General features: G+C 32.2%; 14 protein-coding genes. 12 read left to right on the top strand and 2 right to left on the bottom strand.

What is annotated here, in order from left to right:
* Positions 1 to 102 precede the first annotated feature (102 nt).
* The 8 genes from KQI38_RS20095 to KQI38_RS20060 all read left to right on the top strand — a co-directional run bounded on the left by KQI38_RS20095 (position 103) and on the right by KQI38_RS20060 (position 8,919).
* Positions 103 to 1,098 (top strand): nucleoid-associated protein, encoded by a 996-nt coding sequence (locus KQI38_RS20095; protein WP_216562675.1) that lies wholly within the window; start codon positions 103 to 105, stop codon positions 1,096 to 1,098.
* Positions 1,099 to 1,312: 214 nt separating this feature from the next.
* Positions 1,313 to 2,689: a sigma-54 interaction domain-containing protein gene (locus tag KQI38_RS20090; RefSeq protein WP_216562673.1), complete on the top strand. Its 1,377-nt coding sequence runs from the start codon at positions 1,313 to 1,315 to the stop codon at positions 2,687 to 2,689.
* A 278-nt stretch (positions 2,690 to 2,967) separates the two neighbouring features.
* Entirely contained in the window at positions 2,968 to 4,329 is a 1,362-nt protein-coding gene (locus tag KQI38_RS20085) for an aldehyde dehydrogenase family protein (RefSeq protein WP_338114493.1), read from the top strand.
* A 22-nt stretch (positions 4,330 to 4,351) separates the two neighbouring features.
* Positions 4,352 to 5,467 (top strand): 4-hydroxybutyrate dehydrogenase, encoded by a 1,116-nt coding sequence (locus tag KQI38_RS20080; protein ID WP_216562671.1) that lies wholly within the window; start codon positions 4,352 to 4,354, stop codon positions 5,465 to 5,467.
* Positions 5,468 to 5,477: 10 nt separating this feature from the next.
* Positions 5,478 to 6,779: an acetyl-CoA hydrolase/transferase family protein gene (locus KQI38_RS20075; protein ID WP_216562669.1), complete on the top strand. Its 1,302-nt coding sequence runs from the start codon at positions 5,478 to 5,480 to the stop codon at positions 6,777 to 6,779.
* Between the two features lie 70 nt (positions 6,780 to 6,849).
* Positions 6,850 to 8,313, top strand: coding sequence for a 4-hydroxyphenylacetate 3-hydroxylase family protein (locus tag KQI38_RS20070; protein ID WP_216562667.1), 1,464 nt, complete (start codon positions 6,850 to 6,852; stop codon positions 8,311 to 8,313).
* 48 nt (positions 8,314 to 8,361) lie between these two features.
* Positions 8,362 to 8,655, top strand: a complete 294-nt coding sequence (locus KQI38_RS20065) for a NifU family protein (RefSeq protein WP_216562665.1) — start codon at positions 8,362 to 8,364, stop codon at positions 8,653 to 8,655.
* Complete coding sequence (locus tag KQI38_RS20060; RefSeq protein ID WP_216562663.1) at positions 8,656 to 8,919, top strand: hypothetical protein; 264 nt, start codon at positions 8,656 to 8,658, stop codon at positions 8,917 to 8,919. It begins immediately after the preceding gene.
* Between the two features lie 51 nt (positions 8,920 to 8,970).
* Here the strand turns inward: KQI38_RS20060 and abc-f are convergent, their stop codons facing one another.
* Together abc-f and KQI38_RS20050 are read right to left on the bottom strand one after the other, a co-directional pair.
* Positions 8,971 to 10,440: a ribosomal protection-like ABC-F family protein gene (gene abc-f / locus KQI38_RS20055; RefSeq protein WP_216562661.1), complete on the bottom strand. Its 1,470-nt coding sequence runs from the start codon at positions 10,438 to 10,440 to the stop codon at positions 8,971 to 8,973.
* A 577-nt stretch (positions 10,441 to 11,017) separates the two neighbouring features.
* On the bottom strand, positions 11,018 to 11,713 hold the full coding sequence (locus KQI38_RS20050; RefSeq protein WP_216562659.1) for a cyclase family protein: 696 nt from the start codon (positions 11,711 to 11,713) through the stop codon (positions 11,018 to 11,020).
* 253 nt (positions 11,714 to 11,966) lie between these two features.
* On the opposite strand from KQI38_RS20050, the gene KQI38_RS20045 reads away from it, so the two are divergent.
* The 4 genes from KQI38_RS20045 to KQI38_RS20030 all read left to right on the top strand — a co-directional run.
* The gene (locus KQI38_RS20045) at positions 11,967 to 13,565 is read left to right on the top strand and encodes a dihydroorotase (RefSeq protein WP_216562657.1); all 1,599 of its coding nucleotides are present in this window, start codon (positions 11,967 to 11,969) and stop codon (positions 13,563 to 13,565) included.
* 43 nt (positions 13,566 to 13,608) lie between these two features.
* The gene (locus tag KQI38_RS20040; RefSeq protein WP_216562655.1) at positions 13,609 to 14,220 is read left to right on the top strand and encodes a cysteine hydrolase family protein; all 612 of its coding nucleotides are present in this window, start codon (positions 13,609 to 13,611) and stop codon (positions 14,218 to 14,220) included.
* Positions 14,221 to 14,275: 55 nt separating this feature from the next.
* The gene (locus KQI38_RS20035; RefSeq protein ID WP_216562653.1) at positions 14,276 to 14,833 is read left to right on the top strand and encodes a UbiX family flavin prenyltransferase; all 558 of its coding nucleotides are present in this window, start codon (positions 14,276 to 14,278) and stop codon (positions 14,831 to 14,833) included.
* A 14-nt stretch (positions 14,834 to 14,847) separates the two neighbouring features.
* Positions 14,848 to 15,329: UbiD family decarboxylase domain-containing protein (locus tag KQI38_RS20030; protein ID WP_246565947.1), on the top strand; the 482-nt coding region annotated here is incomplete at its 3' end.

Here is a 15,329-nt window from a genome sequence, read left to right as displayed (position 1 = left end):
GAGGATATACCTTTACTTAGGTATATCCTTTAATTTTGTGATTTTAATTGTGAGAAATAAGTGATAAGATAGAGAGTGATTAATTTCAAGGAGTGAATACTATTGGAAATAAAAATAAATAATGCTATACTTCATATACTTGACTCTACTTCTGCACTACCTGTTTATTCTAAAGAGAAATTAGAGTTAGACGATGAAAAAGTACAAGGATTTATTGGAAAACACATTGAAAGGATATTTAATGATCAAGCTGTTAAGTCAGGAAAATTTATTGAAAACTCGCAAATAAAAGATTTAATTAAAAATATAAATGAAGATTTCATTGATGCTAGTATATCTATTGCAGAGAAATTATATGAACTTATGTTAAGATATATTGAAATACCTAGCGGTGACTTGTTAATGGCCTCCTTAAATATTGAAAGTCATAATTATCTCATTATTATAAAGTTTAACTATAAGGAAGGATACACTCATTATGTTGATTATGGTGATTCTGGAACATTAAATAAAATAGTTGTGAACAAAGTAATGTTTCCGTCAGAAACACAGAAAAATATTGAGGCAGCATTAATCAACTTAGAAGATTTATCTCTAAAGATATTCGAAAGAGAATATGATATTGAGGGAGAAAAGATACTATATTTTTCTAAGATGTTTTTAAGTTGTGATACAGATCTTTCCATTAAGGAAAGTATCAAGGTCATGAGAGAAGTAGCTAAAGATATAACTAAGAGATATTATGATGACGACTTTGATAAGGTATCTGAAATAAAAGAAGCAATTTATGATAATCTTGATAGCGGTAGTATTGAAGTAGAAAATGTTGCAAATGCAATGTTTAGAAATAATCCTGATATAAAAAAGGAATATATAGAAAGAGTTGAAGAGGCAGGAGTCAATAAAGTTGTAGATTTAGAAGGGAAAAAACCAGAAAAGAAATTAACTGTACACAAAATCAAGATGGATAATGGTATCCAACTTGATATACCAGTTGATATTTATAGAGATAGAAATATAATTGAGTTTGTAAATAACCCAGATGGAACTATATCTATAATAATAAAAAATATTAGTAAGATTAAACAGGGGAATTAGAAAAAGTTTCTATGAAATCATTAGAACTTTTTGAAATCCAATTATGTCAGAAATTTTAAAAGTCAAAATTAAATGAGAGATTTTATATACGTTATAAAAATAAATTGCTTAGAGTATTTTAAGCAATTTATTTTTTAATGGTTTTTCTCTACTTAAAGGTAGTTCGTATTTATGTTAAAATATAGTATAATTAATGCAGAAAGGGGTGATTGCTTTGTTTGTTGAAGAAGGTCTGCATTTAAGGATAAGTGATATATTGGATTCATCATATGATGGAATTTACATAACTGATGGAAGAGCTAATACAATAATGGTAAATAAGGCTTATGAGAGGATTGCTGGTATAAGAATCGAGGAGCTAATTGGGCGTAATATGAATGATCTTGTAAATGAAGGATATATATCTCAATCTGCAACTCTACTTGTATTAAAAGATAGGAAGGTAAATACAATTGAACAAAATTTTAAGACTGGAAAAAAAGCCTTAGTCACATCTACTCCGGTATTTAACAGTGCAGGAGATATTACTATGGTAGTTACAAATGTAAGGGATATTACTGAACTCTATGAATTAAAAGAAAAACTAGATGAAAAAGAAAACTTGACAAAGAAATATTCTGTAGAATTAGAAGCTATGAAAATAGAATTGTTAAAGAATAACGACTTAATTGCTATGGATAAGAAGATGTTAGATATCATTCAAATGGCAATCAGAGTGGCACCTATTGATACAACAGTGTTGATCACAGGAGAAACTGGCGTAGGTAAGGAAGAAATAGCAAAGTTAATATATAAAAATAGTAATAGGGAAACTAAGCAATTTATAAAGGTTAATTGTGGTTCGATACCTAAAACATTAATAGAAGCAGAATTATTTGGATATGAAAGAGGAGCATTTACAGGAGCAAATAAGGAAGGGAAAATAGGGTTGTTTGAAGTAGCTGATGGAGGGACAATATTCTTAGATGAAATAGGAGAATTGCCCCTTGATATGCAGGTAAAACTTCTAAGAGTGCTCCAAGATGGACAATTTACTAGAGTTGGTGGAGTAGAGGAGATAACTGTAGATGTGAGAATTCTGGCAGCAACTAATAGAAATCTTGAGGAAATGGTAAGAGAAAAGTTATTTAGAGAGGATTTATACTATAGATTAAATATAGTGCCAATTACAATACCTCCTTTGAGAGATAGGCGAGATGATATCATACCTCTTATACATTATTTCTTAAACAAATTAAATAAGAAATATAGGTTTAAAAAAACCATATCCAGTGAAGCACTCAAGATATTATATGCTTATGAATGGAAAGGGAATGTAAGAGAACTTAGAAATATTATTGAAAGAATAATGGTAATGTCAGAGAAAGATATGATTAGTAAACCTGATCTTCCTAAGTCCATATTGGCTTGGGATAAAGTACAGAATGTGATCAATGAAAATGAGATAGTGCCATTAAAACAAGCACTAAATAAAGTTGAAAAACATCTACTAGAAATTGCTTTCAATACATATGGTAACGTGCGTGATGCTGCAAAGGTATTAGAAATTGACCCTGCTACTTTTGTACGAAAGAGACAGAAATACAGATGAGTGTTGCGAAAATGCAATTAGTTGCGAAAATGCATCAGTTGCATAAAGAAAAGGAAAGTTCTTATTTTAGCCAATATAGTTAAAAAAATATCAAATATCCCCAATAAAGATGATGCAATAATGCAACAGTTCTAACTGGGGATATTTTTTGCATAGAATAGTTAATTATTTAACGAGGGAGATAGCGGTGAAGGAAAAACATTATATTTTTTTTAGTAATGGCACATTTCTTGCAATATTAAATAACTAAGAATAAATAAGAAAAGAGGGATGGTTCAGTGGATAAAACAGTTGTGGATGTAATGGTAGAAAAGGCTAGAGAAGCTCAGAAAGTATTTGAAAAATTTACTCAAGAACAAGTAGATAATATTGTAAAAGCAATGGGCAAGGTAATCTATGATAACGCTGAGATTTTAGCAAAGGAAGCAGTAGAAGAAACAAGAATGGGAGTATATGAAGATAAGGTTGCGAAAAATAGGGGGAAATCTAAGACCATTTGGAATAGCTTGAAGGGTAAAAAATCCATAGGAATAATAGATGAAGACTATGAAAATGGATTGATTTCTATAGCTAAACCTATAGGAGTAGTTTGTGCTGTTACCCCTACTACAAACCCAATTGTTACACCTATGTGTAATGCAATGTTTGCGTTAAAAGGTGGAAATGCAATAATTGTAGCTCCTCATCCAAGATCAAAAAAATCAAGTGCCCATGCAGTAGAGTTGATGAATGAGGCAATTAAAAAACTAGGTGCACCTGATAGTTTAATTCAAATAATTGAAGAACCATCAATTGAATTAACCAATGAATTAATGCAAAAATCTGATGTTGTATTAGCTACAGGTGGAATGGCCATGGTTAAATCAGCATATTCAAGTGGAAAACCATCCTTTGGAGTAGGTGCTGGTAATGTTCAAGTAATCATAGATAGAGATATAGATTTCATAGAAGCTACTCAAAAAGTAATAGCAGGAAGAATATTTGATAATGGAATTATTTGTTCAGGAGAGCAATCTATAATAGTGCCTCAAGATAAATATGAAGAGATCGTAAAAGCAATGGAAGTAAATGGAGCATTCTATGCTGGAGATGAAGCAACAGTAAGTAAATTTAGAGATGTTTTATTTAAAAATGGAATGATAAATGGGGATATAGTAGGGCAATCAGTACAATTTATTGCAAATTTAGCAGGCGTTGAAGTGCCAAAGGAAACTAAAGTAATATTGTTAAAACCAACTGGTATTGGAAAAGAAGATTTGCTTTGCAAAGAAAAGATGTGCCCTGTAATGATAGTATTGCCATATAATACATTTGAAGATGCAGTAGCAATAGCTCAAACTAACCTTGAATTAGAAGGGAAAGGACATACAACTGCAATTCACTCAAATAGCCAGGAGCATATAAGATATGCTGGATTAAATCTTACTGTTTCAAGATTAGTAGTAAATGCACCATCATCTACTACAGCAGGTGGTTCCTTGTTTAATAGTTTATCACCTACTACTACTTTAGGTTGTGGAACTTGGGGAAACAATAGTATATCAGAGAACTTAAACTATAAACATCTAATAAATGTATCTAGAGTAGCCTTTGTAAAAACAGGAATAGCTGCGCCTACAGATGAGGAGATTTGGGCTTAAATATCAAAAAGGAGTGGATTAAATGAGACAATTAGTTGTAAAACCTGAAATATATAAGTTTAATAGCTGTACTGAATTTATAAAGGCGTTTCCAATAACCGAAAAAGACCTAGTACTGACTAATGAGTATATTTATCAGCCTTATTTTGGACATTTAAACTTACCATGTCATATTGTATACCAAGAAAAATACGGTTTAGGAGAACCGTCAGATGAAATGATAGATAGAATATTTAATGATATAAAAGATATTAAATTTAATAGAATAATTGCAATCGGCGGAGGCTCTGTAATTGATATTGCAAAATTATTTGTAATTAAAGATGCAGCAAATACATTGGAACTATTTGAAAAAACCATCCCAATGATAAAAGACAAGGAGCTAATAATAATTCCTACTACATGCGGTACTGGTAGTGAAGCTACTAATATTTCTATAGCTGAATTAAAATCCAAAGGAACAAAAATGGGATTAGCAATAGATGAGTTATATGCGGACTATGCAATAATGATACCTGAAATGGTAAAAACATTACCGTATAAATTCTTTGTAACCAGTTCTATAGACGCCTTGATACATGCAATAGAATCTTTAGTATCACCAAAGTCTAACTGTTATACTGAGCTATTTAGTATAAAAGCAATTGAGATCATATTAAAGGGCTACCTAGAAATTATTGAAAAGGGCGAAGAATATAGAACAGAAATAATAGAGGACTTCCTAATTGCAAGTAATTATGCAGGTATTGCTTTTGCAAACACTGGAGTAGGAGCAGTTCATGCTCTATCCTATCCAGTAGGAGGAACTTATCATGTACCTCATGGAGAAGTGAATTATCAATTCTTTGTAGAAGTATTTAAGACATACAATAGACTGAATCCAAATGGAAAAATCAAAGATGTAAATAAGATGTTAGGAGGTTTAATCGGAACTACAGTTGAAAATGTATATGATGAGCTTGAGAAAATATTGAATAATTTATTACCGAAAAAATCACTTAAAGAATATGGTATGAAGGAAGAGGAGATTGAGGAATTTACAGTATCGGTACTTGAGAAACAACAACGATTATTAGCAAATAACTATACAGAGTTATCAAGAGACGAAATAAAAGGTATTTTTGCTAGATTGTATTAGGAGTGATTAGATGGATTGGAGATTAGAATATAATAAAAGACTAGTATCTAAAGAAGAAGCAGTAAAACATATAAAATCTGGCAATAGAGTAGTTATAGGTCATGCTGTAGGAGAACCTTCTTTACTTATTGAAGCCATGGTGGCAAATAAAGATGAATATGAGAATGTGGAAATAGTTCATATGGTTCCAATGGGAAAAAGCGAATATATAAAAGAAGGTATGGAAAAACATTTTCGACATAATGCTTTATTTGCAGGTGGATCTACTAGAGAGGCAATAAATTCAGGTAGAGCAGATTATACTCCTTGTTTTTTCTATGAGGTACCAAAACTATTTAGAGAAGGAAAGTTGCCTGTAGACGTTGCATTAGTTACTGTTAGTGCCCCAGATGGAAATGGAAATTGTAGCCTAGGTACATCTGTGGATTACACAAAGGCAGCGGTAGAATGTGCTAAGATAACAATTGCTCAGATAAATGAAGAAATGCCAAGAACTTTAGGAGATTCTTTTATCAATATAAAGGATTTAGATTATATTGTAGAGGCTAATAGTCTATTACCAATCTTAAATCCGCCAAAGATATCAGATGTTGAACGTTTAATAGGAAAACATTGTGCATCCTTAATTGAAGATGGTTCAACTTTACAATTGGGTATTGGAGCAATACCAGATGCTGTACTGCTTTTCCTAAAGGATAAAAAGGATCTTGGTATCCATTCAGAAATGATATCTGATGGTGTATTGGAACTATATGAAGCAGGGGTAATTACAAATAAAATGAAAACCTTGCATAAGGATAAAATGGTAGTTACATTTTTGATGGGGACAGAAAGACTATATGATTTTGTAAACAACAATCCAAATATAGAAATGTATCCTGTAGATTATGTAAATGATCCTTGTGTAATTATGAAAAACTATAAAATGGTATCCATTAACTCATGTATTCAAGTGGATTTAATGGGGCAAGTGGTTTCGGATTCAGTAGGAAAGAAACAATTTAGTGGGGTAGGAGGGCAAGTAGATTTTGTTCGTGGTGCATCTATGGCAAAGGATGGAAAATCTATTATAGCAATGCCTTCTACAGCTGCAAAGGGAACAGTTTCAAGAATAGTATCTATAATAGATGAGGGTGCAGCAGTGACTACTTCAAGAAATGATGTGCATTATATAGTTACTGAATATGGAGTAGCAAATCTTAAGGGAAAGACCCTAAAAGATAGAGGAAGGTCCTTGATCAATATAGCTCATCCAGATTTTAGAGATGAACTTATAAAGGAATGGGAAGGTAGATTTGCTGATAAGTTCTAATATGAGAAGATAGCGATGAACTCTCATATTAGAAAAGGTGTATAAATATATTTAAAAGGAGATGTATTAAATGGCATTAATGACTAGGGAGGAATATATAGAAAGTTTAAGGAAGTTGAATTTAAAGGTATATATGTTTGGAGAACTTATTGAAAACCCTGTGGACCATCCAATAATTAGACCATCTATGAATTCAGTAGCAATGACCTATGAATTAGCTCAGCAAGAAGAATATAAAGATTTAATGACTACAAAGTCACATTTAACAGGAGAAGTAATTAATAGATTCTGTCATATACATCAAAGTACTGAAGATTTAATCAAAAAAATAAAGATGCAAAGACTATTGGGGCAAAAAACTGCTTCTTGTTTTCAAAGATGTGTAGGTATGGATGCTTTTAATGCAATCTATTCAACTACTTATGAAATGGATAAGGAATATGGAACAAACTATCATGAGAGATTTGTAAACTACTTAAAATTCATTCAGGAAAATGATTATACAGTAGATGGAGCAATGACAGATCCAAAGGGAGACAGAGGACTTTCTCCATCTCAACAGGAAGACCCTGACTTATATCTTCGCATTACTGAAGTGAGAGAAGACGGGATAGTAGTAAGAGGAGCAAAGGCTCATCAAACAGGAGCTGTAAATTCCCATGAACATTTAATAATGCCTACTATTGCATTAAAAGAAGAGGACAAAGATTATGCAGTATCCTTTGCAGTTCCATCTGATGCAGAAGGAGTAATAATGATTTATGGTCGCCAATCCTGTGATACAAGAAAGTTAGAAGAAGGTGCAGATGTTGACCTTGGAAATGCTAATTTTGGCGGACATGAGGCATTGGTCATATTCAATGATGTATTTGTTCCGAATGATAGGATATTTATGTGTAAAGAGGCAAAATATGCTGGTATGCTAGTGGAAAGGTTTGCTGGATATCATAGACAATCCTATGCATGTAAAACAGGTGTAGGTGATGTATTAATAGGTGCAGCAGCTTTGGCGGCAGATTATAATGGTGCAAATAAGGCTAGTCATATAAAAGATAAACTAATAGAGATGATGCATTTAAATGAAACCCTATGGGCATGTGCTGTTGCCTGTTCAGCAGAGGGAAGTAAAACAGCTTCAGGAAATTATTTAATTGATTTATTATTAGCAAATGTATGTAAGCAAAATGTAACTCGTTTTCCATACGAAATAGCAAGGTTGGCAGAGGATATAGCAGGTGGATTGATGGTTACCATGCCATCAGAAAAGGATTTCAAAGACCCAGAAATAGGAAAATATGTTGAAAAATATTTAGCTGGAAAAACTGGAACTTCAACAGAAAATCGTATGAGAGTATTAAGGTTAATTGAAAATATTACATTAGGTACTGCAGCAGTTGGATATAGAACTGAATCTATGCATGGAGCTGGTTCACCACAGGCTCAGAGAATAATGATTGCTCGCCAAGGAAATCTTGAATCTAAGAAGGAAATGGCAAGAAGAATTGCACAAGTAGATACTAGTAAGGATAAATAAGATTTATTTAATAAATAAAAAGGAATAATCTAAGTGGAGGGTTTAGCTTTGAAAGATATCTTATTAAAAGAGGTAGAAGATGTGGTAGATAAATTTATTAGACCGCAGCTTAAATTGCACGGGGGAGATATAAAGGTCAATTCTATTATTGGGAAAATAATGAGGATAACATTAACTGGTAATTGCCATGGCTGTCCCTCTGCTCAGATTACCACCGAGGAGATTGTAGAAAGTATATTAAAAGAAAAATTAGGTGACTCAATAGATAAGGTGATCCTAGTTAATCAAGTTGATGAGGAATTACTAGCCTTTGCTAGAAAGATTTTAAATGGTGGTGAATAGGTGAAGGTAGGTATAAAATACTGTGGCGGATGTAACTCAAGATTTGACCGTACTAGTATTGTAGACAAAATAAAATCTGATTATAAAGAATTTGAATTTAGTTATGCTATAGAGAGTGAGGAATATGACTTTATTATAGTGATAAATGGATGCCATATAGCATGTGCAGGACTACAGGATTTAAAGTCTAAAAGAGGTTTTTTAATTATTAGGGATGATGATTATAAGAATATAAGAGAAAAAATAGAACGGATGAAAGAATAAGCTAAAGCCAGAGAAGTGATTCTCTGGCTTTAGCTATATTTCAATTTATATTTAACCCTTTATTTTATTCAGCTTTTTATCTCTTATTTCATAAATGATATCTGCTACATTATCTATTAATCTTATATCATGAGAGACAAATACGATGGTCCCCTGATATGCTATCATCATGGATTCTAATGCTTCAACACTCTGTGTATCAAGAAACGTGGAAGGCTCATCCATTAAAAGTATATTGTATTGTCCAGATAACATCTTAACAAGCATTGCCTTGGTAAGCTCACCACCGCTAAGTTGATTTAATGACTTTCTGATATCCTGAACTTCAAATCCAATTTGTACTAGCATTGCAATTAACTCATGGGACTTATAATCGGAGTCCTGAGATAGAAATTGGAGTAAAGATTCATTGCTGGTTGACTTATAATTTTGTTGTTTAAAATATCCGATTTTGGCCTTTTTAGAAATTGTTAAACCCTCATCATTAGATAAAACCATTTTAAGAAAAGTTGTTTTACCTGTACCATTATCACCAGTAATGGCTACTTTTTTGCCTAATGGAACGACAAATGATGCTTTATCAAAGATGTGTATACTTCCTAGATTTTTACAAATATTTTCCCCCATGATTGGAAATTCATTATGCAATTTAACAGCTTCGCTTTGTCTAAAGAAAATTTTATTTTGCACCTTTGGAGCATTTACTTCTCCCAAGGTTTCTAATCTTTTTTCTATACTTTTTGCTATCCTATTCATACTTTTTTCTTTACTTCCAATGGGTCTTTGACCGCTTAATCTACCGTCTTGTTGAGTATTGTTTTTTATTGGTTTTCCAACTTGCTTAGTTTGTAGCTTGTTTGCTTTATTCTTTATAGTTTCTATCGAGCGTATTAACTTTTCGCTTTCATTTACATATATATTATATTGTTTTTCTTGTTGTTTACGTTCAAACTCAATTTGATTCAAATAATCAGAATAATTACCGTAATATTCCAAAATCCCATTATCTTTAATTTCCCAAATCTTATGGACAGTGGAATCTAAGAAGTAACGATCATGGCTTACAATAACAAGTGCACCTGTATAGTGATTGAGTTGTTGAATTAAAAGTTCGACTCCTTCCTGATCTAAGTGGGAAGTAGGTTCATCTGCTAAGATACACACTGCCTGCTCTGAAAACGCTTTTGAAATTCTATAGCGTGTTTCTTCTCCACCACTCATAACAGTTGTACTTTTAGCATTAATTTGCCATAATGAAGTCCAGTAATTAGAGATACTAATATTTTGATTTTGGTCTGAGAGAATTTGAGGGATCATTATAACATTTCCATTATGAATAACTTCACAACCAGTTGGTTTTAGATCACCTGAAAGAATTCTAAGAAGAGATGTCTTACCTGAACCATTTCTTCCAATAAGTCCTATTCTTTCTCCTTCGTAAATAGTTAGCTCGGTTATATCAAGAATGTTTTTACCATTATATTCAAGATCAATATTTTTAACACGAATTGATTCGTACATAGTGCTGCCCCCTTAATATATGATTTGGAATAGCCAATTCAAATAATATTTATTGGGAGCTAAAAATGTATTATATATTAAGTTATAATTTTGTTCATGCTCACTATATTCATTCTTAGCCTCCTGTTTAAATGTCTAGCAACAGAAAGAGGCCATTCGATTTTCTTTCTATCGCTAGTGGATAGATAATCTCAATCTATTCATGTTAATCCTCCTTTATCAAGTATATTTATTTAAATATACTATACCTTAAACCATTGAAAAATTCAAGTTAAGATGCTATTTTAAAGGCTATAAATATAATATTATACTCATTATAATAAAGTGATTATGGTATGTCATGGAATGATTATAAGAACATTGACATATGTAGAAAAAATCTCTTCTGGTGAAATAATTGAGTGTTATTATGAAATGGGAAAAGTTGATGTACCTTATCCTTTCCTATAAAAAGTTCTAAGAAAAACAAAAATACAGGGAAAATGAATATAATAAAAAGTTTAGTTGTTGAAAATAAACAAGTATCGATTAAAGGAAACTAAATAATAAGCCAAGGGGACTACCCCTTGGCATTTTTCTATTCTTCTAATAATGCAACTGCTCTAATAGGTGAACCTGTGCCGTCCCTAATTTTTAAAGGTAATCCAATATATAAAAATCTTTTATTTACCAATTTGTCTAAATTGCACAAATTCTCAGTATTGGTTATATGGTATTCTCCACAAACTAGATGGGCTGAAAAATCTGTATCATCTGGAGTTAAATCTATTGCAGGAGCATCTACACCTATATTAACTACACCCTTTTCTGCTAACCATTTTGCAGCTTCATAGCTTAATCCTGAATAATCAGTTTGGAACATATCTGTACCAAAGGTTCTATCATGATGACCAGTATATAGCAAAACAATATCACCTAGTCGGATTTCCTGTCCAGAACGAGATAAGGCAGATTCCAAATCCTTTGGTTCGAAATAGTTCGGATATCTTATATGAGATAAATCAAGACATATGGCTGAGCCCCAGAAGTATTCTAAAGGCATATTGTCTATAGTTGGGCCTTCTGGATTAAACTCCCATACACCATCACTATGAGTGCCACCGTGTTCACTAATAAGTAGATTTCTTGCAGAAAATCCTAAGGTCTTACTTCCAGTAGCTTTCATATTTTCTTCATGTGTCATATTAGTCATTATAAATGTTTTCTGATGCATTGGGAAAACACTCATGCCTTGATAAATCTCTTGAGATAGGTCAATTAGTTTTAATGTCATTTAATTCCCTCCCCAATATTATTTAAATAATTTACTACATCATATAAATATATGTATATTATTTAGTCACTATTATAACTAGTTATTCAAAAAAAGATATATGGAAAATATACAAAAATATTATATAAAATATACAAAAGATTTGTCATAATAATTAATCTTAAGATGTATTTTTATAGTAAACTAACAAGGCATATTTTTAAACAATATGTTATTATTAGTACAAATTTAATTAAAAAGGGGAGAGCTAAGTATGTATGATATTATTGTAAAAAATGCAAGGATTCCTCAAGGCGACGATACTATAACAACTAATATTTTAGTTAAAGATGAAAAGATAGCTGGATTTTTAGATAATATTGAGGGCGTAGCGGCGAAGGAAATAATCGATGCAGAAGGACATTTAACATTACCAGGTTGTATAGATTCACATACTCACTTTATGTATCAAGGATTTCCTCACAGAGAAAATTTCCTAACAGGTACAGCAGCTGCAGCTTCTGGTGGAGTAACTACAATTATTGATATGCCTTGTTGTTCTGTTCCATCAGTAAGAAGTGCAAAACAATTGCAATTGAAAGTTGATTTAATACAACCACAAGCATTAGTAGATTTTGCTTTATGGGGTGGTGTAACAGGTGAGGATGTAAGAGAAGGATGGCTTGATCATGTGCAAGAACAAGCTGATTATGGAGTTGTTGCTTTTAAGGCTTATATGACACCATCAGTTCCTACTTTCCCAAGAGTTACAGATCCAGAAATGTATGAAGCATTTAAAGCAGTAGCTAAAACTGGGCTTCCAGTAGGAATCCATGCTGAAAATTATTCCATGTGTGATTACTACGTAAAGGAATTCCAAAAACAAGGTAGAATGGACGGACCAGCTTGGGCTGAAGCAAGAATGGAATTAGCAGAGAAAGTTGCAATTGAATTAGGTATATCTTTTGCAGAGGATGCAGGAGCTAGACTTCATATAGTTCATATGAGTACTGGAATAGGAGCAAAACTAGTAGGGGAAGCAAAGAAAAGAGGATTAAACGTAACATCTGAATCTTGTCCTCACTATTTAACCTTAAATTATCAAGAATCTATGACAAAATATGGTGCTTTTGCTAAAATAGCTCCACCATTAAGAACTAAGAAAGATAATGAAGAGCAATGGGAAGGAATAAATAATGGTAGTATCGACTTTATAGCTACAGACCATGCTCCTTATGAAATAGAAAGTGAAAAAGCTAGAGAAGGAATGAACATATGGACAGCATTTCCAGGAATACCAGGTGTAGAAACAATGGTACCTATCATAGTTAGTGAAGGATATAATAAAGGAAGAATATCTCTAAGCAAATTAGTTGAAATACTATCAACTAATGCAGCAATACATTATGGATTATATCCAAAGAAGGGTGCTATGCACATAGGTTCAGATGCAGACTTTACAATAATCGACTTAGATAAGGAATGGGTTATTGAGCCTAAGAAGCAAGCTTCAATGTGCGGATATTCCCCACTTGAAGGAATGAAACTAAAAGGTAAAGTTGCAAAAACTATAGTACGTGGACATTTAGTATTTGAAGATATAGAAGAAAGTGTTCTAGCAGGATTAACAGACGAAGAATTGAAAACAATAGTTCATAATTTCCCAGAAGGAATAGAAGAAAAATATGCTGACGAATTTAGTAAATATCCATACTTACACAGTGCAGAATATGAAAATAGCTATAGAATAAACCATCCAGAAGTAATAGATAAGCATATAAGAGAAATTAAAGGAATAAAGGCAAAACCAGGATTTGGTCAATTTATTAAGAGACAAAGCATACAAATTTTACCTAGAAAGATAACTTTCTAATAAAAAAACAAAAAATAATAAAAAAATAGGGGGAGTTTTAACAATGCCAAGACATGCGATTTTAATAATAGATATGTTAAATGATTTTGCTAATCCAAAGGGAGCTTTATTTTGTGAGGGAACAGCAATAATAACTCCAAAGATACAAGAGATTTTCAAGTGGGTAAGAGAAAGAAATGCTGAAGGTAAAGATGATGTACAATTAGTCCATATTCAAGAGGCACATAGAAAAAATGATGCAGACTTTAAAGTAAGACCAGTTCATGCAGTAGATGGAACTTGGGGATCGGATTTTGTTACTGAGTTAAGACCTGAGGGAGATGAATATATAGTAAAGAAAAGAAGACATAGTGGATTTGCTTATACTGACTTAGACCTTTATTTAAGAGAAGAAAATATAGATACAGTTGTTGTAACCGGTACTTGGACTAATGTATGTGTAAGATCAACTGCTACAGATGCTTTAGCTAGGGCATATAAAGTTATTTCACTTACAGATGCTATTCATTCAAAGACTCAAGAAATGCATGAGCATGGGTTAAGAGACTTAAGTATATTCACAAAGTTGATGACTTTCGACGAATATAAGGAAGCTTGGGAAAAAGGTCTAGATCCATGGACAGGCGGAGGAGATCCGGAGAACAAAGTAAAATAATATATTTTTAGGCGGTCTTTGACCGCCTATAGGTACATATAAGGAGAGGAATACAATGAAGATAGTGGTAGGAATATCAGGAGGAAGCGGATCAATATATGCAGTATCACTTCTAAAAGCACTAAAAGAACTAAACATAGAAACTCATCTTGTAGTATCCACTATGGGAGAATATGTAACAGAACATGAATGTGGCATTAGCTTAGAAGAACTAAAATCTCTAGCAACACATTATCATGACAACAAGAACTTTGCAGCCCCAATAGCCAGTGGCTCTTTTAAAGTAGACAAGATGATAGTATTACCTTGCTCCATGAAAACACTATCATCTGTTGCCCATGGGTTTTCCGATTCCTTGATTTCAAGAGCTTGTGATGTAACCATAAAAGAAGGACGTAAATTAATATTAGTACCTAGAGAAACACCACTAAGTCCAATACATCTAGAAAACATGTTAAAACTAGCTAGAATGAATGTTACAATATTTCCCTTAAGTCCAGGCTTTTACAACCATCCAGAAACCATAGAGGATATTGTATTTAATATGACAGGAAGAATACTTGACATGTTAGAAATAGATAATAACTTAGTAAAAAGATGGACTGGTGAGTAGAAAGGGGGCTACTTATGGAAAGGCAAATGCTTAGATCCGTATTAGAAAGACTAAGAGAAAAGAATCTGCTTTTAGAATGTAATAAAGAAGTAGATACCATATATGAAATGAGTGCAGTACTTAAACACTTTAACAATAAAAGACCAATGTTATTCAATAAAATAAGAAATAGTCAAATATCATCCATAGGAGGTCTTTATGGAGATAGAGAAATAATATATGACTTATTAAACATAGATCATGAAAACAGAATAGAAAGATTTATGGATGCAATAGTTAATCCTGAACCATATAAAATACTTAACAATGGACCAATAAAAGAAAACATAATAAAAAGAAATATAGATTTAGAAAAACTTCTGCCAATAAATAAATTCCAAGAAAAAGACTCATCAAGCTTCATAACAGCAGGAGTAATGGTAGTAAAAGATCCAACTACAGGAAAATACTTTACATCCATTAGAAGACTTCAAGTAAATGGAGGAAACAAACTATC

Source organism: Tissierella carlieri (assembly GCF_018917285.1).
Lineage (GTDB): Bacteria > Bacillota > Clostridia > Tissierellales > Tissierellaceae > Tissierella > Tissierella carlieri.
The sequence above is the reverse complement of the archived record's forward strand: the minus strand, read 5'-3'. Positions and strand labels throughout refer to the sequence as shown.

What these genes read in the sequence shown, in the direction of transcription:
- KQI38_RS20080 (WP_216562671.1), top strand. Translation starts at nt 4,352, where the DNA reads ATGAGACAATTAGTTGTAAAACCTGAAATATATAAGTTTAATAGCTGT.
- KQI38_RS20075 (WP_216562669.1), top strand. Translation starts at nt 5,478, where the DNA reads ATGGATTGGAGATTAGAATATAATAAAAGACTAGTATCTAAAGAAGAA.
- KQI38_RS20070 (WP_216562667.1), top strand. Translation starts at nt 6,850, where the DNA reads ATGGCATTAATGACTAGGGAGGAATATATAGAAAGTTTAAGGAAGTTG.
- abc-f (WP_216562661.1), bottom strand. Translation starts at nt 10,440, where the DNA reads ATGTACGAATCAATTCGTGTTAAAAATATTGATCTTGAATATAATGGT.
- KQI38_RS20050 (WP_216562659.1), bottom strand. Translation starts at nt 11,713, where the DNA reads ATGACATTAAAACTAATTGACCTATCTCAAGAGATTTATCAAGGCATG.
- KQI38_RS20045 (WP_216562657.1), top strand. Translation starts at nt 11,967, where the DNA reads ATGTATGATATTATTGTAAAAAATGCAAGGATTCCTCAAGGCGACGAT.
- KQI38_RS20040 (WP_216562655.1), top strand. Translation starts at nt 13,609, where the DNA reads ATGCCAAGACATGCGATTTTAATAATAGATATGTTAAATGATTTTGCT.
- KQI38_RS20035 (WP_216562653.1), top strand. Translation starts at nt 14,276, where the DNA reads ATGAAGATAGTGGTAGGAATATCAGGAGGAAGCGGATCAATATATGCA.